We start from the raw sequence: 17,670 nt of genomic DNA on the forward strand, positions 1-17,670 counted from the left end.
CGCGGGCCGCTCGGTTGACAACGCGGCGGAGGCTCACGACAGTGGGGGCGGCGTCTGATTCGGACGCCGATCCACCGCAGCACACCACAGAGGAATACATGAACGTTCGCCGGCTCACCGTCAGCGCTGCCGCCGCGGGGCTCACGCTCCTCGCGGCACCGGCCGCCCATGCCGTGCCCACCGGTTCCGCCGGAACCGGGTCCTCCGCCATCGACGCCGGGGTCGGGCTCACCGGCTCGGCCGGTCTGACCCAGACCGGCTCCGCGGGCGGCGCCTTCGCCAACTGCGACGATGCCAGGGCGGCCGGGCGCGCGCCGCTGTTCCGCGGGGAACCGGGCTACGGCCCGCACCTGGACCCGGACGGCGACGGCTTCGCCTGCCCGACGGTCTGAGCGACCCGAGAAACGACGACACCCGGTGCGCAGGCACCGGGTGTCGTCGTTTCCAGCGGGTCAGCGGAAGAGCTTGACCAGTACCAGGCCGACCACGACGGCGCCCGCGCCGATCAGGCTGTACTTGACCTTGGGCTCGTTCAGCTTGGCCAGCACCAGGTTCTTGGTGTCGCCGGCGATCCGCTGCGGATCGGCCCGCACCGCGAGCTCGTCCAGCGTGCCTGCCAGCCGCGTGCGCGCGGCCTCGATGTCACGCTCGATCCGCTCGGTGTCCCTTGCCACGTCTCCACGCCTCCTGTCGGTCGATGTGCCCGCGGAAACCCCGCAGCCGCGAACTCGCCCGAGTGTATCCATAGCCATCGTGTCGGGCGGTTCGGTTACCGTGCTGGACGTGACCGACACTCGACTCGCCCCCGGCGACCCGGCCCCCGACTTCAGCCTGCCCGACGCCGACGGCAACACCGTCTCCCTGGCCGACTACCGCGGCCGCAAGGTCGTCGTGTACTTCTACCCGGCCGCAAGCACCCCCGGCTGCACCAAGCAGGCCTGCGACTTCCGGGACAACCTGGCCGAACTGGACGGCGCCGGGATCGCCGTCGTCGGCATCTCGCCGGACAAGCCCGCCAAGCTGGCCAAGTTCCGCGACGCCGAACAGCTCACCTTCCCGCTGCTCTCCGACCCGGACCGCGCGGTGCTGCAGGCGTACGGCGCCTTCGGCGAGAAGACCATGTACGGCAAGACCGTCACCGGCGTCATCCGCTCGACCTTCCTGGTGGACGCGGAGGGCAAGATCGAGGTCGCGCAGTACAACGTGCGCGCCACCGGGCACGTCGCCAAGCTGCGGCGCGATCTGTCGGTCTGATCGCGGGTCAGGGCCGCAGGCCGCGGACGTACTGCTCGTAGCCGTCCAGCGTGCGGTCCAGCCCGAACTCGAAATCGGCGCGGGCCCAGTCGATCTCGTCGTCCTGGAAGGCGCCTTCGGCGGCGGCGGCGAGCACGGCGGGAAAGCGCTGCGGATCCATGGTGGCGAAGAGGCTGTCGAAGGTGTCGTCTTCGGTGTCGGCCTGGCCGAGCTCCACGCTCAGCCGCATCCGGCCGATCACGAAGAGCGTCAGGTTCATCACCAGCCGCAGCCGGACCCCGGCGGGCAGGCCGGTGCGCTCCAGGATCGTCAGGCCGGAGTTCAGCCAGGCCATATTGTTCGGCCCGAGCGGCGGGGTCACCATGGGAATCTCCAGCCACCACGGGTGCCGGATGATCAGCTCGTACTCGGTGACCGCCCACCGCCGCAGCGCGTCCCGCCAGCCGAGCGCGGGGTCCGCGGCGGGCGGTAACCCGATCACCCGGTCCGACATCAGCTCGACCAGCGTCGTCTTGCTGTCCACGTAGCGGTAGAGCGACATGGCGGTGAAGCCGAGCTCCTCCGCCACCCGCTTCATCGAGAGCGCCGCGTAGCCGTCGGCGTCGGCCACCGCGATGGCCGCGTCCACGATGCCCTCCAGCGAGAGCCCGCGCTTCGGCCCGCGCGTGCCCGCCGCCTCCATCCCCCACAGCAGCCGCAGGGCGCTGCCCGGATCCCGCTTCTCCACCACGCCTCCTCGATCGCCGCTCTTGCGCCGAAGAACTGTTTACTCTATAAACTTGGTTTATTCGATACACAGTTTCTCAGTCTGGAGCCACCATGACCTCCGCGCTCTCGATCTCCGCCCTGCACAAGGGTTTCGGCGATCAACCGGTGCTGCGCGGCCTCGATCTCAAGGTCGCCGCAGGCACCGTCTTCTCCCTGCTCGGGCCGAACGGCGCGGGCAAGACCACCCTGGTCCGGATCCTCGCGACGCTGGCCGCGCCGGACCGCGGCAGCGCCCGCGTCTTCGGCCACGACGTGGTGACCGAGGCCGACGCGGTGCGCGCGCTGATCGGCGTCACCGGGCAGTACTCCGCGGTCGACGGCGTGCTCACCGCGCGGGAGAACCTGCGCCTCACCGGCAGGCTGCTGCACCTGCCCGGCCCCGAGACGGCCCGCCGCTCGGCCGAGCTGCTCGACCGCTTCGACCTGGCCGACGCCGCGGACCGGCGCACCGCGGGCTTCTCCGGCGGCATGCGGCGCCGGCTCGACCTGGCGATGAGCCTGATGGGCGAGCCGCGCATGGTCTTCCTGGACGAGCCGACCACCGGGCTCGACCCGCGCAGCAGGCGGGAGCTGTGGGCGGTGATCCAGGGGCTGGCCGCCGACGGCGCCACCGTCTTCCTCACCACCCAGTACCTGGAGGAGGCCGATCAGCTCGCCGACCGGATCGCGGTGCTCGACAACGGCGCCGTTGTCGCCGACGGCACCCCGGACGAGCTCAAGCAGCGCGCGCCCGGCGGGCACCTGCGGCTGCGCTTCGCCACCGCCGACGAGCTCGGCGCCGCCCGCGCCGCGCTCCCGCTGCCCGACGGGTGGCGCGCCGAGCCGGAGCAGCTGGTGCTGCAGGTGCCGTCGGACGGCAGCGCCGCCGAGGTGCGCGCGCTGCTGAACCGCTGCGCCGAGCTCGGCATCGAGGTGGCACGGCTGACCGTGCACACCCCCGACCTCGACGACGTCTTCTTCGCGCTCACCGGGCACCCCGCCCCGGCCGAGGCCGCGTGAACCCGATGACCACAGGAGCCACCATGACCGCGAGCACCGTCCTGCTGGACACCCGCACCATGCTCGACCGCAACCTGCGGCACTCGCTGCGCAGCCCGGATGCCCTGATCGTCACCATCGCGGTGCCGGTGATGATCCTGCTCATGTTCGTCTACGTGCTCGGCGGCGCCATCGAGGTGGGCGGCGGCACCTACGTCGACTACGTGGTGCCGGGAATCCTGCTGCTCTGCGCCGGGTTCGGCTCGGCCACCACCGCGGTCGCGGTCTGCTCGGACGTCACCGAGGGCATCGTCGACCGCTTCCGCACCATGGCGGTGGCGCGCTCGGCCTTCCTGAACGCGCACGTCACCGAGAGCCTGCTGCGCAACCTGTTCACGACGGCCCTGGTCACCGTGCTCGCGGTGCTGATCGGGTTCCGGCCGACCGCCGATCCGCTGCGCTGGCTGGCCGCGCTCGGGCTGGTCGCGCTGTTCGTGCTGGCGCTCTCCTGGATCTCGGCGGCGCTCGGGCTGCTCACCCGCAGCGTGGAGGCGGCGAACGGCTCCACCTTCGCGTTCCTCTTCCTGCCCTACGTGAGCAGCGCCTTCGTCCCGGTGGAGTCGATGCCGGGCTGGCTGCGGCCGGTGGCCGAGCACCAGCCGGTGACGCCGGTGATCGAGACCGTGCGCGGGCTGCTCATCGGCACCCCGATCGGGTCGAGCGCGGTGCTGGCGGTCGGCTGGTGCGCGCTGTTCACGGTGCTGGGATACGTGGGCGCGCTGGCCGCGTTCCGGGCGCGCACCAGGGAGTGAGTTCAGCCGGGCAGCAGCTGCTGGGTGGCCCAGGCGACGGTGAGCCGGACGTGGTTGCCCCACCAGGCGGCCGACTCCGGGGTGAACGGGGCCGGGGCGGGTGCCTCGCCGGGGAAGAGCAGCGCGGCATCCGGGGCGCCGACCCGGCCGTCCCCGGCAGGCACGCCCGTGCCGGGTACGGCGGGCTCCGCTTCCGGGGCAGGTGCCGCGGCTGCCGCCGGAACCAGCGCCAGCGGCTGGCTCGGACCGGACACCGAGAACGCCTGCCGCTGCGGCGCCACGCCGGTATCCGCGTACTCGACCGTCCCGACCGCCGAGATGTGCTGCAGCGGCGGGGGAACCCGAACCTGGGGCACCGGGGCGACGGGTGCGGCGGCGGCCGCCGCCAGCGGAGCGGGCACCGACCGCGGATCGCTCATCAGGTACGCCCCGCCCGCGACGGTGAAGGCAGCGGCCAGCGCGGCCGCGCCGAGCAGCGCGGCGGTGCGCACCGAGTGTGAGCGCGACACCGGAGCCTCGGCGATCCCGCCCGGCTCGGCGGAGACGGCGAGCGCGGCGCCGAGCGCGGGCGCGATGGCCGCCACCGCGCAGGGCAGCACCGGGGCGCCGAGCGCCCGCACGGCGTCCGCGACGGCGGGCTCGGCGGCGGCGGAGCCGATCAGCACCACCGCGTCCGGCCTGGTCTCGGCGGCGTCCAGCTGGTCGCGGGCGGCGGAGACGGCGGCGCCGAGCGCGGCGCTGGTCACCCCGCCGGTCCGGGTGACCCCGGCCAGCACCCGGCCGCGGTCCCGGTCGACCAGGGTCAGCGTGAGGTGCCCCGGCACCACGTCGCAGAGCAGCAGGTCGTCGAACTCGGCCAGCCAGGTCATGGCACCGGCCACATTCAGGTGCGCGGCCCTGGTCGAGACCAGCGAGGCGGCCTGCCAGCGGCCCGCGGCCAGCCCGATGCCGAGCGCGCGGCGCTCGGCGGGATCGTGGTAGGCGATCGCGACCCCGGCCGGTTCCCGCCGCAGCTCGGCGGCGAGCCGGTCCAGCGCGGCGATCACAGCGGCAGGCGCCGCGCGCCGGTCACCATCGATCGCGACGGTGCACTGCGCGAGCACCCGCTCCGGCAGCCGCTCCCCCGCCCCGCTCAACGCCACCGCGTGCACCGCGCCGTGCTCGGTACTCACCCCGAACACCACCGGCGCCGCGCTCGCACCGCTCGCTCGTGCCGCCACAGCCATGCCTCCTGCCCGCGGGGGGCACCGGCGCCGCAGGGTCTCGTGCCGCCGGTCGATCCCGCCCCCTGGTGGATAACGATCATCGCGCGCGGAACACCGTTATCGGCTCAGGTAGGGCGCCGACACGCGGATACAGCGGTGGTTCGGCACGGCGTGCGGGACGGATGGGCGTGAACTGTCACAGACGAGGGGAAACGCCCGTTCCGGGCAGTGCCGCGGTCACGTTAGCCTGGACAGGTGGAACTACACGCGGAGGCCAGGTCGAGACGCAGACCCGACCCTGCGTTGGAGATGCAGGACGATCCGCAGGAGCTCATGCCGCGGCGCCGCCCGACCCAGGAGCGCAGCAAGCGGAAGTTCGACGCGCTGCTGCAGTCCTCGCGGGAACTGCTGGTCGAGGTGGGTTTCGAATCGTTCACCTGTGAAGAGGTCGCGGCCAGGGCCGAGGTGCCGATCGGCACCCTCTACCAGTTCTTCGCGAACAAGTACGTGATCGTCTGCGAGCTGAACCGGCAGGATCTGGTCGCGGTCTCCCGGGAGCTGGCCGATTTCCACGGCGGCGTCCCCTCGCTGGACTGGCTGCGGCACATGAACCAGTTCGTCGACCACCTGGCGAACCTCTGGATGACCGACCCCTCGCGCCGCGAGGTCTGGCTCGCCATGCAGTCCACGCCGTCCACCCGGGCCACCGGCGCCAAGCACGAGAAGGAATTCGCCGAGGTGGTCGCGCAGATGCTGCGCCCGCTCACCCCGCGCACCCCGCGCGAGCGGCGCACCACCATGGCCCAGGTGCTGGTGCACGTGGTCTATTCGATGCTCAACTTCTCGGTGCAGGACCAGCAGAGCCACGGCGAGGCGGTCGCCGAGCTGAAGCGCCTCATGGTGGCGTATCTGCTGGTCGCCGAGAAGGATTCGCGCTCCTAGCAGCGGAAACGACGGGGCCCGGGCCGCAGTGCGGCTCGGGCCCCGTTTCGTTTCAGCTCGAGGATTCCCTGCCCTCGATGAGGTCGGCGAGTTCGCCCGGGTCCTCCAGGACGACCATCGCCGCCGCGGTGTCACCGTCGTGGGTGAGCGAGAGGTGCACGCGCACCCGCGGCAGGAACTCCGCGGCGAGGCCGTGCAGGCGAATGCTCGGCCTGCCCCATGCGTCGTTGACCACCTCGATCAGCGGATACGGGTTGTCCCCGATCTGCGGGCGGCGGGCGAACCGGGAGGAGGCCCATGCCTTGAGCACGGCCTCCTTGGCCGCCCACCGCGCCGCGTAGCTGCGCGTGGGATCCGTTGCCTTGCTCTGGCAGTAGCGCCGCTCGGCGGCGGTGAAGCTCTCCCTGAGCATGGTGGTGCCCACGCGTTCCAGCTGCTCGCCGAACTCCGAAATGGTCACCAGGTCCAGCCCGATACCGATGATTGCCATGGGCCGGAGCCTATGACCGCTCGGTCTCGGACGCCGGGGCGAACCGGCCCGTCTCGCAACCCCTGCCGTCGGCACGGTACGTGCCGTCGGCACCGAGACGGGCATCCCCGGAGAGCAGCATGTCGGCCTCGAGCTGACGGATTCGCGATGCCGGGGTGCCGTCCGCTCCGAGGCGCCGGTCGGCCGGGCGCTCGTAGAGGTCGGAACCGCCGCACATCGCCTCGGCGAAGCGCTGCCTGCCGTTGAGCCGGCGCTGCTCGGCGCGGTGCAGGTAGTCGTCCCTGCGCTCGGCCGGGAGCGCGGCCACGAACGCCTGCGGGTGCACCACCGCGAGCAGCCCGGAGACGTGCCCGAAGCCGAGCGAGGTGACCAGCCCGGCCTTGAGCGGGAACCGCTCGCCGAACCGCAGCGCCTCGCGCACCCACACCAGGTGCGGGTACTCGCGCATCTTGTCGTCGACGCAGTCGAGGCTGCGGTTCGGCGGCACGACGCCTTGCTCCAGCACCTGGCAGAGCCCGATCAGCTGGAAGGCGGCGGCGCCGCCCTTGGCGTGCCCGGTCAGCGACTTCTGCGAGACCACGAAGAGCGGGGCACCCGCCGAACGGCCGATCGCCGTGGCGAGCCGCTCGTGCAGCTCCGACTCGTTCGGGTCGTTGGCCGCGGTCGAGGTGTCGTGCTTGGAGACCACCGCGACCTCGTCCGGGGTGACGCCGAGCCCGCGCAGCTCGGCCGCGAGCTTGGACTCGCGCCCGCCCCGGCCCGCGCCGAGCGCGCCGAGCCCGGGCGCCGGGATCGAGGTGTGCACGCCGTCCGCGAAGGACTGCGCGTAGGCCACAACGCCGAGGACCGGGAGCCCCATCTCCAGCGCCACGTCGCCGCGGGCCAGCAGCACGGTGCCGCCGCCCTGCGACTCCACGAACCCGCCGCGGCGGCGGTCGTTGGCCCGGGAGAAGTACCGGTCCGCGATGCCCTTGCCCGCCATCACCGCGGAGTCGGCGGTCGCGGACATGTCGCCGAAGCCGACGATGCCCTCGATGCCGAGGTCGTCGAAGCCACCGGCGACGACCACATCGGCCTTGCCGAGCTTGATCTTGTCGACGCCCTCCTCGACCGAGACCGCCGCGGTGGCGCAGGCCGCCACCGGGTGCACCATCGCGCCGTAGCTGCCCACGTAGGACTGCACCACGTGCGCCAGCGCGACGTTCGGCAGCGCCTCCTGCAGGATGTCGTTCGGCCGCGGCTCGCCGAGCAGGTTGTCGACGTAGAGCGAGCGCATCGACGACATGCCGCCCATGCCGGTGCCCTGGGTGTTGGCGACCTGGCTCGGGTGCACCCAGCTCATCAGCTCGGCCGGGTCGAACCCGGAGCTGACGAAGGCGTCGACGGTGCAGGCGATGTTCCACAGCGCGACCCGGTCGATCGAGGACGCCATGTCCGCCGAGATGCCCCAGACGGTCGGATCCCAGCCGGTCGGGATCTGGCCGCCGACGGTGCGGGACAGCTTGGCCTTGCGCGGCACCCGGATCTCGGTGCCCGCCTTGCGGGTCACCTGCCAGTCGCCGCCGTCACCCGCCGGGACCACAACGGTGTGCTCCGGCGCGGCCGCCTCGAATGCCCTTGCCTCGGCCTCGGAGCCGACCGTGAAGGTCAGATCCTTGTCCAGGAAGACCGAGGTCATCAGCGGGGCGCTGTTGTCGACCATGGCCGCGTCGTCGGCGTAGCGGCGGACGCCGCAGCGCTCGACCACGGCGTCGTGGTAGCGCTCGGCCACCTCGTGCTCGGGGACGAAGTCGCCGGACGCCACGTCGTACCAGCCGGGCTTGGGATCGTTCTCCCAGGTCACGAGCCCGGTGGTCCAGGCGAGCTCCAGCACGCCCGCGGCGGAGAGCTCGTCGGAGACCTCCATCTCGAAGCGGGTGCGCGCCGAGCCGTACGGGCCGAGCTCGCCTGCGCCGACGATGACAACCATGTCGGCGAGGTCGGTCGTGACCGCGCTCCACTCCGGCACCGGCAGCGCGGAGCTGCGGGTGGGCGGGGCGGGCAGCGCGGCCACCGTCGGGACGGTCTCGACCTGCTCCTCGGCCGCCGCTGCCTCCTCGGCCGCCTGCTTGGCGAGCGCGGGCAGGTCCAGGTCGACGCCGGCCAGACCACCGGTGAGGTCGATCTGCTGCGGCGCGGTGACGGTGATCGCCCTGGCCTGCGAGGTGCACCACTTGAGCAGCTCGTCGGCCATCTCCGCGGTGGACCAGGTCTGCACGCCCGCCGCCTCGACCGCCGAGACCATGGGGTCGTTCTGCCCCATCAGCCCGGTGCCGCGCACCCAGCCGATCAGCGCGTGCACCAGGGTGACCCGCTGCGACCAGGACTTCTCCGCCCGCCAGCGGCCGACGACGGCGTCCAGCGCCGCCTTGGACTCGCCGTAGGCGCCGTCGCCACCGAAGAGGCCGCGGTTCGGCGAGCCCGGCAGCACCACGTGCAGCTTGGCATCGACGTCGTGGTCGGCGTTGAGCGCCGAGAGCCCGCCGATCAGCCGCTCCACCGACCAGAGCAGCACCCGCATCTCCATCTCCGCGCGGGAGCCCGCGTCGGAGAGGTCACCGGCCACCCGCGGCGCCGCGAACGGCAGCAGCAGGGTCGGCGTCATGGCGTCCTTGATCTTGACCTTGGCGCCGCCCGCCGAGTCGACCTGCTCGCTGCCGACCCAGTCGATCACCGCGTCGATATCGGTGTAGGAGGCCATGTTGGCCGGCACCACCCAGAGCGCGGCGCCGCTGCGCGCGTGCTCCCGGTACAGCTGCTTGTAGAAGCCGAGCCTGGTGTCGTCCAGCCGCGAGGTGGTGACGACGACGGTCGCGCCGCCGGAGAGCAGCCTGCCGGTGACGGCGGCGGCGATCGAGCCCTTGCTGGCGCCGGTGATCACCGCGACGTCGGAGGACCACTCGCCCGGCTCCTCGGCGGTCAGCGCCGCCGTCGCGATCCGCTCGTAGGCGCCCGCGAGCACCGAGCGGGCCTCGTGCTTCGCCCGGTCCCGCCACCAGTTCGCCTGCGTGGCAACGGCTTCGCCCGCACCGAGGTAGCCGTTGACCGGCAGCTCGGCCGCGTCGGCGTCGGCGCCGAGCCAGAGCCGGACCAGATCCTCGCGGGCGCTGGCCCAGCGGTCGTCGATCAGCACGGCCTTGCGGCTGTCGAAGGCGGGGGCGACCAGCCGCGGCCAGTCCGAGCCGAGCTCGGCGGCGACCAGGTCGACGAGGGTGTCCGGGGTGGCGACGGCGGCGCTGGCCTGCTCGGCGAGGCCGAGCTGCTCCAGCACCACGCGGGCGGCGCTGGCGAGCACGCCGTCCTTCCCGGTGATCTGCGCGGTGAACTCACCGAGCGCGGCGGCGTCGACGGTCGCGCCGCCCCCGCCGCCCGCGCTGGGCAGCGAGACCGCGATGCCGCGGCGAGCGGCGACCGCCTGCACGGCGGCGTCGATCGCGGCATCCACCGAGGAGCCGTCGCCGAGCGCGCCGGAGACCAGCCCGCCCAGGTCGCCGCCGCGCACGCTGGCGCCCTCGCGGGTGCCGAGCGAGAGCTCGGCGGTGACGTGGCTGGCCCAGCCGTCGCCGAGTTCCCAGACCTTGGCGACCCGGTCGGCGACCGCGGCCGGGCGCTTGCCGGACGGGCCGAAGACCTTGCGCAGGTGGTCGTTGATGGCGTCGGAGAGCACCGTGCCGAACGGCTTGTAGGTGCGCGCCAGCCGCTCGACGGTGGCCGAGAGCGCGCCCATGTCGGCGTCGGCGGCGCCGTCGATGGCGCCGAGCGAGAGCTCCGAGCCGAGGTCGACCAGCAGCTGGTTGCGGCGCGAGGAGACGCCGTCGCAGAGCCCCTCGATGGTGTCGACCGGGCCGATCTGGTCCAGCCGCAGCTTGGTCCAGAGCGCGATGAGCACCTTGGTGGCGTCGGCGGCGGTGAAGGCGATGTCGTCCGGGCACGGGCCGCCGGAGGCTGCCGCCGGGGCGGCGGCCGGGGCCGGGGCGGCAGCGGCGGGAGCCGCGGTGGTGGTCGCGATCTCCTCCACCGGCTCGTCGGCCGGGGCCGGGTCGGTGTCGGTGCCGAAGACCACGCCGGCCTCGCGCTCGATGTTCAGCACCTCGACCGCGGTGTTGCCGAAGGCGGGGAGCTTGAGCGTCTGGCTCGCCAGGTTCGCCACCGTCGGGGTGGCGGCCAGCCCGATCTCCACGAATCGCTCGACCCCGAGGCCGCCGTGCGCGGTGTCGGTGAAGAGCACGTCCTGAGTCTCGATCCAGCGCACCGGGCTGGCGAACTGCCAGGCCAGCAGCTCGACCAGGACGACGCGGCAGAGCTCGATCGGGCGCGCGGCCCAGCCGTCGAAGTCGGTCAGCACCTCGGCCAGCGGCTCCGAGGGAACCAGGTCGGCGATCTCCTGGACGAACGAGCGCTCCAGCGAGAACGGCCGCGGCACCAGGTTCGGGATGTACCGCCCGACCAGGATCTCCGGGTGCAGGTCGGCGGGGAGCAGCTGCTCCAGCTTCTGCCTGAACTCCGGCACGCCCTTGCGCAGCACCGTCGAATGGAAGGGGACGTCGATGCCGGGCACCAGGATGAAGGCGCGCTTGCCGCCGGTGATCTCGCGGCGCCGGTCGATCTCGGTCTCCAGCGCCTCCAGCCCGGCCAGCGTGCCCGCGATGGCGTACTGCGAGCCGCGCAGGTTGAGGTTGACCACCTCGAGGAACGCGCCGGTGCGCTCGGCGATCGCGGCGACGAAGCCGATGACCTCCTCGTCCGGCAGGTCGATCTGCGAGGGGCGGATGGCGGCCATCCGGTAGTCGCTGCGGCCCTGCGAATCCCGCGGGACCAGCTGGTGCATGGCGGAGCCGCGCTGGAACACCACCTCGAGCGTGGCCTCCAGCGGCAGCACCCCGGCGACCGCGCAGAGCGCGTTGTACTCACCGACCGAGTGCCCGGCCAGCACGGCACCCTCGACGAAGGCGCCTGCCTCGCGCAGCTCGGCCACCTGCACCACGCCGACGACGGCCATGGCGACCTGGGTGAACTGGGTCAGGTGCAGCACGCCGTCCGGGTGCCGGTGCTCGACGCCACGGGCCTTGAGGTAGGTCGGGTTGTCGCGGACCACCGCGAGGATGGAGAAGCCGAGCGCCTTACGGGTGTGCTTGTCCGCGCGGTCCCAGATCTCCTTGGCGGCCTTGGAGCGCGTGCGCGCCTCCATGCCCATGCCCTTGCGCTGGATGCCCTGGCCCGGGAGGGCGTAGGCGGTCTTCGGCGCGGCGGTGCGGCCGGTCGCGGCCATCACCAGGTCGCCGTCGGCGCGGCAGGAGACCTCGACGATCTCGTCGCCCGCGTCGATCGCGACCCGCTCCACGCGGACGTCGATCTCCGCGCCGGGGCGGACCATGCCGAGGAACCGGGTGGTCCAGGCGGTCACCTTGCGGGCGGGGATGCCGCTCGCCGGGTCGAGCGCGGCCACCACGTGCTGGGCCGCGGCCGAGAGCCACATGCCGTGCACGATCGGGCTGCCGAGCCCGGCCAGCTTGGCGGCCGACTCGCTGGTGTGGATCGGGTTGTGGTCGCCGGAGACGGCGGCGAAGGCGTGCATGGCCCGCGGCGCGCGCACGGTGACGTCCCTGCGCCTGCGCCGCGCGGTCTCGCGCGCGTCCTCGGAGACCGAGCCGCCCGCCCGCGGCGGGTCGGTCAGCTCGCCCGCGCCGGTGCGGCCGCGGATGGCGAAGCGCTCGGTGAGCGTGGCCAGGGTCGGCATGGAGAGCCCGGTCTCCGGCCGGTCCAGCATGCCGGTGATCCGCACCTTCACCTCGACCACGCGGCCGAGATCGGTGTCCAGGGTCTCGCCCGCCTCGGCGCGCACGGTGAGCACGCTGGTGGCGTCGGGCAGCTCGGCGAGCAGGTGCACCTGGTGGTCGAGGTGCACCAGGTCGAGCATGCCCTCGATGACGCTGCCGCCCTCGGCGGTGCGAGCCGCGCCGAGCACCGCGAAGACCGCGGGCCAGCAGGCGCCGACCAGCACGTCCGGCACGACCCGGCCGAGCGTGCTCAGCGATTCCGGCAGCCCGCCGCCGCTGACGCCTGCGTGATCGGCGCCGAGATCCGGCGTCCAGGCCACGTTCACGTGCGCGACCGAGCCCCTGACCTCGGGCAGCGACTGCCCGGCTGCCACCGCGAGCAGCGCGCTCATGGCGGTCTCGGCATCGGCCTCGGTGATCACCGGGGCGCCGCCGTTGTAGACGGTGACCGGGACGGTGATCCGGATGGTGACGGTGTCCCGGCCGAGCAGCGGAACGGTCAGCTCGACGTAGTTGTTCTCGGCGTCCGGGCCGGTGGTCTCGGCCAGGGTGGCCCCGGTCGCCGGGTGCACGGCGCCCTTGCCGTCGACCACCCAGCCGTCCAGGTCGCCGAGGCGGTGCACCGGGTTGACCGTGGTGCGACCGGACCAGCGCACGTCCGGCGCGGCCAGCACGGCGTCGATCGGACCCGCGGTGACGCCCGCGACCCGCCTGGCGTCCACCGCGGCGGGCACGACCCCGTCGCGCACCAGCGAGTACGCGGTGTCCTGCTCGAAGCGGTCGAGCAGCTCGCCGACCGGCTCGTCGACCCGGGTGATCCCGGCGACCGCGACGGTGCCGGGGATGATGCAGACCTGGTCCGCGGAGTAGCGCGGGTCGTGCGCCTGCCACAGCGAATCCGAACGCCACCAGCGCCGGACGTCGCCGTCGACGACGGGGACGAAGTTCACCGGCTTGCCGGGGATCTTGCAGAGCGAGACGAAGAACGGAACGTCGGCCGGGTGCAGCAGCGTCTCCGCGGCGGCCGGGTAGCGCTCCTTCAGCGTGCAGATGGCGCCGACCGGATCCTCCAGCTCCCGATCCGAGCCGAAGAGCGTCGGGATCTCGCCGCGGTCGGCCGGGTGCAGCCGCGCCTCGGCGCGCCGGATCATCTCGGCGAAGCGATCCCGCCAGGTGCTGTCGAGCCACTGCGAGCGGGTGGCCTCGCGGATGGCGTCGCCCAGGTCGGAGCCGCAGTCGAAGTCGCGGCGCCGGTCCAGCCCGACGGCCAGCTCGACGTAGCGCTCCAGCCAGTCCAGGTAGGTCATGGTGGCGACGTCGCCGAAGTACGGCTTGGCGGTGGCGTTCAGCGCGGCGATGATCTCGTCCCGGCGCGCGGCGACGGCGTCGGCGTCGCCGGCGACCTCGTCCAGCAGGCGGCCGGTGCGCGAGGCGGCATTGTCGATCTCGTGGATGTCGGCGCCGAGCTGCGAACGGCCGGAGGCCATTCCGTTGATCGCGGTGCCCGCGCCGACCCAGTCCGGCGTGCCGGGGGTGTCGACGAGCAGCTGCTTGACCTCGGGGGCGGTGGTCGCCTCCAGCGTGGCCATCGCGGCGGTGCCGACCAGCACGCCGTCCAGCGGCATGACCGGGTAGCCGTACCCCGCGGACCAGCGGCCGGTGAGGTACTCGGTGGCGCGCTCCGGCGTGCCGATGCCGCCGCCGACGCAGACCACGACGTTGTCGCGGGTGCGCAGCTCGGCGTAGGTGGCGAGGAGCAGGTCGTCCAGGTCTTCCCAGGAGTGGTGCCCGCCGGCCCTGCCGCCCTCGATGTGCACGATCACCGGGTAGCCGGGGACCTGGTCGGCGATCCGGAGCACCGCGCGGATCTGCGCAACGGTGCCCGGCTTGAAGGCGACGTGGTGGATCCCGGCCTCGGTGAGCTCGGAGATCAGCGCGACGGCCTCCTCCAGCTCGGGGATACCGGCGGTGACGATGACGCCGTCGATCGGCGCGCCCGCCGCCCGTGCCTTCTGCACCAGCCGCTTCCCGCCCAGCTGCAGCTTCCACAGGTAGGGGTCGAGGAAGAGCGAGTTGAACTGCACCGCGCGGCCCGGCTGCAGCAGCGTCTGCAGCTCCTCGACGCGATCGGCGAAGATCTGCTCGGTCACCTGGCCGCCACCGGCCAGTTCGGCCCAGTGGCCCGCGTTGGCCGCCGCGGCGACGATCTTGGCGTCGACCGTGGTCGGCGTCATGCCCGCGAGCAGGATCGGGGAGCGCCCGGTGAGCCGGGTGAAGGAGGTCTCGACCACGATCCGGCCGTTCGGCAGCCGCACCGGCTTCGGCGCGAACTCCGACCACGGAGCGGGCAGCTGCGGCGCCGCGCCCGGGGTGAGCAGGCTGCGCTGGCCCTCGCGGGTGGCGGCGGCGACAACGCCGACGCCGGTGCCCCTGAGCGTGCCCGCGGTGAGCCGGGAGAGCAGATCGCCGGGGCCCAGGTCGAGGATCCACTCGGCGCCGGCCGCGACCACCTCGTCCACCGTGCCGACCCAGTCGATCGGGTCGACCAGGATCTCCTGTGCCAGCGCACCGGCCAGCTCGGCGTCGAGCCCGCACTGCCGCGCCCAGCCGGAGACCAGCTCGACCGTGTCGGTCAGCGCAGGGTGGTGGAAGGCGACATCGACCGCGAGGTCCTCGAAGACCGGCGCGAAGACCGAGCCGCCGCGCGCCTTGGCGTCCCGCTCGGCGCTCTGCTCGTCGTGGATCTCGGTGCAGCGCTGCCGAACCCGCGCGATCTGCGCCGGGGTGCCGGAGAGCACCGCGCGCCTGCGCCCGTTCCGGATCGAGACCACCGCCGCGACCGCGGGATCGACCCCGGCGGACACCTCGGCGACAACAGCCCGCAGCTGCTCCGGATCGACATTGGAGACCGCGACCATCGGCGACTGCTCACCGACCGGCATCAGCCCGCGGCGCCGCCCGACCAGGCTCGCCGCCGCGCCGATCATCTGCCCGAACGCGAGCAGCTCGGCATCCCGGCGCCCGCCGTCGCGCAGCGCGGCAGCGGCGAGCACGCCCTGCGAGTGCCCGACCATCCGGACCGGCGGGTGCTCGACGACATCGAGCCCCTGCAGCTTGAGTGCGCGCAGCGCGGCCAGCTGGGTGAGCAGCACGCCCGGCATCGAGACCGCGGCGGAGCGCAGCACGCGCTCCGACGGCGCGGCCGAGCTCTCGGCGTCGTCCCCCTCGGCGAGTTCGTTCTCCAGGATCCAGCCGATCGGGTCGAAGCCGACCGGCCGCACCACGAGCAGCTGGTTCGCGACCGGATCCAGCAGTGCGGCAGCCTCGTTCACCAGGGCGGTGAGCTCCGGCTCCAGCGCGCTGTCCCGTCCGATCTCCTCCAGCTCGCCCAGCCACTTCGCGCCCTGCCCGCCGAACGCCAGCGCATACGCGGTGCCGTTCGACAAACGATCCAGCAAGGGCGACCGGGACGCCTCCACCTCGGGGGACCGTCCCGCCTTGCGGCGCGATCCGGTCCCGGTCTCAGTGTTCTCGTTGATCGTCAAGACGCTCGACTTCCTACTCTCGCGAGGTAGCCCGGGGGGACGCTCCGCTCCGGTGCGCAGGGGTCTCCCCTGTCCAGGGCCTGGTAAATGCGAGGATGCCAGAGAATCATGAGGAAAACCTCACGTTCCTGTCTCGGCGCGGCGGCTACTCCCGAGTTTTCCCGTACTCTCGTACCAGAATGACAGGGAACATGACCCTCCCTCACGTTCGATCCCGCTGGTGAGGTCCATGGACACCCTCCGGAAACATGAGTGCCCCTCACATTGACCGTTACCGCATCGTTATAATCCCAGGTCGGGTTACTCGTGAGTAGAGACACTCCGCGCGGCGCTTCGCTCAAAGGCTTCCGGCCGGTAGAGTTTGGACGGCCGTACCAGCACGCGCGAGTGGCGGAATTGGCAGACGCGCCAGATTTAGGTTCTGGTGTCTTCGGACGTAGGGGTTCAAGTCCCCTCTCGCGCACAGATCTCCGTCGTTGGTGACGCGTCCGCGTGCGGGGTGGCCCACATATGAAATCCTGCGCTCGGTGCCTGCCCCGTCCTCCGTATGGCCGACCGGGACGTCTCGTCGCTACGGCTGCTTCCGCATCGGCCCCACCTGCGCATGTTGAACCTGCCGCCCGCCGCACGAGTGTTGCTGTCGCAGATGGGCATCGCCGGCCCACCTCGTCACCGAAGCGGCCGTGCGGGTGCTCACCCGCGCAATCGGATTCGGGCTGGGGCCGGGAATCGAGGAGGCGGCCGATCTGGAACTCGTCGTCAACGAGATCGCCGCCGTACTGGTCGCGGTCGCGGTCCCCGAGGCAGTCGTACGCTACGAATCCCGGAGGTCCGACTCCTACCCCTGCGGGTACGGCCAGGAGAAGCCGACGGTGACCGGGTGCCCGGCCCGCGTGCGATCGAAGGAACCGCAACCCTGCGCGAGATCGGTGACCAGACTGCGCACGAGCCGCCAGCCGAGGCCGTGCAGGACCGATGCGACCGTGGCGTGGGAGGTGATGACCGCCCGGATTCCGGCGGCTTCCTCCCGGTACTCGTAGCGCACGTCCGCGTCTCTGGCCGCGACCGGGATCAATGCCGCCGCGAGTTCGTGCGCGACCAGCTCGAAATCGGCGACCGCATCGTCGGTCAGGCCCAGCCCCGATCCCAGCGACCGGGTCATCGCTCGCAGCGGCCGCAGCTGCTCGAGTCGCGCCGGGATCTCGACTACAACCAGCAAATCCGACACCCGTCTCCGCAGCGAAACACTTCGCCGAGTCTTACCCGGCTCTGAGCTCAGCAATCCGGCGGGGTATCAACGCAGCCGTCAGGCCGCTTTCCCGAATCCGGCTGGTCCGCGCCGTGCGTTCCCGGCACCCCGGGCTGCTCGGCCTGCCAGTGCAGGAAGACCCGCATCATCGGAGTCGGGATCACCCTTTCCTCGATTCCCTCCGCACCGACGTGGCGTTCGACCACGACGGTCCCGGAGTCGGCTACGAACTCCCGGTACTCCGCGGGCAACCAGGTGTGGCGGTGCGCCAGCAGTCCAGCGCGCCGGTCGATCGGCACGCGATTCCACCAGGCCAGCAGCTGCGCGCGACGTTCGGTCAGCATCGTGGCGGCGCGCCCACGCAGCCGATAGGAGCGCCTGCCGTCGGGCTCCACCCTGGTGCCGACCACCGCGGAGGCGTCGGCTCCGAACTCGGCGACCAGCTGTGGAGTCACCGCCGCGGCCGGGTCGCTGAGCAGCCGAACCTGATCGGCTCGATCGAGCCGGAAGAACCATGAGAGCGCGGGCTCACGCGCCCCCTGCACACCGCCGTTCACAGCCTGAAAATTCTAGTGCACCCGGATGGCTCCGACGTTCCGCCCCGTTTTGCC

The 17,670-nt window shown here is 72.5% G+C and carries 12 protein-coding genes and 1 tRNA gene; 6 read left to right on the forward strand and 7 right to left on the reverse strand.

Annotation, left to right across the window (positions count from 1 at the left end; translation table 11 throughout):
* Positions 1-98 precede the first annotated feature (98 nt).
* Positions 99-392 (forward strand): excalibur calcium-binding domain-containing protein, encoded by a 294-nt coding sequence (locus ACFUJ1_RS10610; protein ID WP_378644596.1) that lies wholly within the window; start codon positions 99-101, stop codon positions 390-392.
* A 60-nt stretch (positions 393-452) separates the two neighbouring features.
* On the opposite strand, the gene ACFUJ1_RS10615 is transcribed toward ACFUJ1_RS10610, so the two are convergent.
* The gene (locus tag ACFUJ1_RS10615) at positions 453-674 is read right to left on the reverse strand and encodes a DUF3618 domain-containing protein (protein ID WP_067654418.1); all 222 of its coding nucleotides are present in this window, start codon (positions 672-674) and stop codon (positions 453-455) included.
* 109 nt (positions 675-783) lie between these two features.
* Between ACFUJ1_RS10615 and bcp the strand changes: the two genes are divergently transcribed.
* On the forward strand, positions 784-1,254 hold the full coding sequence (gene bcp, locus ACFUJ1_RS10620) for a thioredoxin-dependent thiol peroxidase (protein ID WP_378644597.1): 471 nt from the start codon (positions 784-786) through the stop codon (positions 1,252-1,254).
* Positions 1,255-1,261: 7 nt separating this feature from the next.
* On the opposite strand, the gene ACFUJ1_RS10625 is transcribed toward bcp, so the two are convergent.
* Complete coding sequence (locus tag ACFUJ1_RS10625) at positions 1,262-1,981, reverse strand: TetR/AcrR family transcriptional regulator (RefSeq protein WP_378644599.1); 720 nt, start codon at positions 1,979-1,981, stop codon at positions 1,262-1,264.
* Positions 1,982-2,073: 92 nt separating this feature from the next.
* Here ACFUJ1_RS10625 and ACFUJ1_RS10630 point away from each other — a divergent pair, with 92 nt between their 5' ends.
* Positions 2,074-3,021: an ATP-binding cassette domain-containing protein gene (locus ACFUJ1_RS10630; protein ID WP_378644601.1), complete on the forward strand. Its 948-nt coding sequence runs from the start codon at positions 2,074-2,076 to the stop codon at positions 3,019-3,021.
* Between the two features lie 23 nt (positions 3,022-3,044).
* Positions 3,045-3,812 (forward strand): ABC transporter permease, encoded by a 768-nt coding sequence (locus ACFUJ1_RS10635; protein ID WP_378644603.1) that lies wholly within the window; start codon positions 3,045-3,047, stop codon positions 3,810-3,812.
* Between the two features lie 2 nt (positions 3,813-3,814).
* Here the strand turns inward: ACFUJ1_RS10635 and ACFUJ1_RS10640 are convergent, their stop codons facing one another.
* Complete coding sequence (locus ACFUJ1_RS10640) at positions 3,815-5,032, reverse strand: hypothetical protein (protein WP_378644604.1); 1,218 nt, start codon at positions 5,030-5,032, stop codon at positions 3,815-3,817.
* 294 nt (positions 5,033-5,326) lie between these two features.
* Between ACFUJ1_RS10640 and ACFUJ1_RS10645 the strand changes: the two genes are divergently transcribed.
* Positions 5,327-5,959 (forward strand): TetR/AcrR family transcriptional regulator, encoded by a 633-nt coding sequence (locus tag ACFUJ1_RS10645; RefSeq protein WP_233016420.1) that lies wholly within the window; start codon positions 5,327-5,329, stop codon positions 5,957-5,959.
* Positions 5,960-6,011: 52 nt separating this feature from the next.
* On the opposite strand, the gene ACFUJ1_RS10650 is transcribed toward ACFUJ1_RS10645, so the two are convergent.
* Both ACFUJ1_RS10650 and ACFUJ1_RS10655 read right to left on the reverse strand, forming a co-directional pair.
* Entirely contained in the window at positions 6,012-6,449 is a 438-nt protein-coding gene (locus ACFUJ1_RS10650) for a holo-ACP synthase (RefSeq protein WP_233016419.1), read from the reverse strand.
* Positions 6,450-6,459: 10 nt separating this feature from the next.
* The gene (locus ACFUJ1_RS10655) at positions 6,460-15,810 is read right to left on the reverse strand and encodes a fatty acid synthase subunit beta domain-containing protein (RefSeq protein WP_378644606.1); all 9,351 of its coding nucleotides are present in this window, start codon (positions 15,808-15,810) and stop codon (positions 6,460-6,462) included.
* A 381-nt stretch (positions 15,811-16,191) separates the two neighbouring features.
* On the opposite strand from ACFUJ1_RS10655, the gene ACFUJ1_RS10660 reads away from it, so the two are divergent.
* Positions 16,192-16,273 (forward strand) — tRNA-Leu (locus ACFUJ1_RS10660).
* A gap of 375 nt (positions 16,274-16,648) precedes the next feature.
* On the opposite strand, the gene ACFUJ1_RS10665 is transcribed toward ACFUJ1_RS10660, so the two are convergent.
* Together ACFUJ1_RS10665 and ACFUJ1_RS10670 are read right to left on the reverse strand one after the other, a co-directional pair.
* A complete protein-coding gene (locus tag ACFUJ1_RS10665; protein WP_378644607.1) occupies positions 16,649-16,972 on the reverse strand; it encodes a hypothetical protein in 324 nt (107 codons plus the stop codon).
* Between the two features lie 113 nt (positions 16,973-17,085).
* Entirely contained in the window at positions 17,086-17,616 is a 531-nt protein-coding gene (locus ACFUJ1_RS10670; RefSeq protein ID WP_378644609.1) for a hypothetical protein, read from the reverse strand.
* Between the last annotated feature and the right edge of the window lie 54 nt (positions 17,617-17,670).

The organism is Nocardia sp. NPDC057227 (genome assembly GCF_042669725.1).
GTDB lineage: Bacteria > Actinomycetota > Actinomycetes > Mycobacteriales > Mycobacteriaceae > Nocardia > Nocardia asteroides_A.

Excerpts from the sequence above, each read along its gene's own strand:
- ACFUJ1_RS10610 (WP_378644596.1), top strand. The coding sequence starts at position 99 with ATGAACGTTCGCCGGCTCACCGTCAGCGCTGCCGCCGCGGGGCTCACG.
- ACFUJ1_RS10630 (WP_378644601.1), top strand. The coding sequence starts at position 2,074 with ATGACCTCCGCGCTCTCGATCTCCGCCCTGCACAAGGGTTTCGGCGAT.
- ACFUJ1_RS10635 (WP_378644603.1), top strand. The coding sequence starts at position 3,045 with ATGACCGCGAGCACCGTCCTGCTGGACACCCGCACCATGCTCGACCGC.
- ACFUJ1_RS10645 (WP_233016420.1), top strand. The coding sequence starts at position 5,327 with ATGCAGGACGATCCGCAGGAGCTCATGCCGCGGCGCCGCCCGACCCAG.
- ACFUJ1_RS10650 (WP_233016419.1), bottom strand. The coding sequence starts at position 6,449 with ATGGCAATCATCGGTATCGGGCTGGACCTGGTGACCATTTCGGAGTTC.
- ACFUJ1_RS10665 (WP_378644607.1), bottom strand. The coding sequence starts at position 16,972 with ATGACCCGGTCGCTGGGATCGGGGCTGGGCCTGACCGACGATGCGGTC.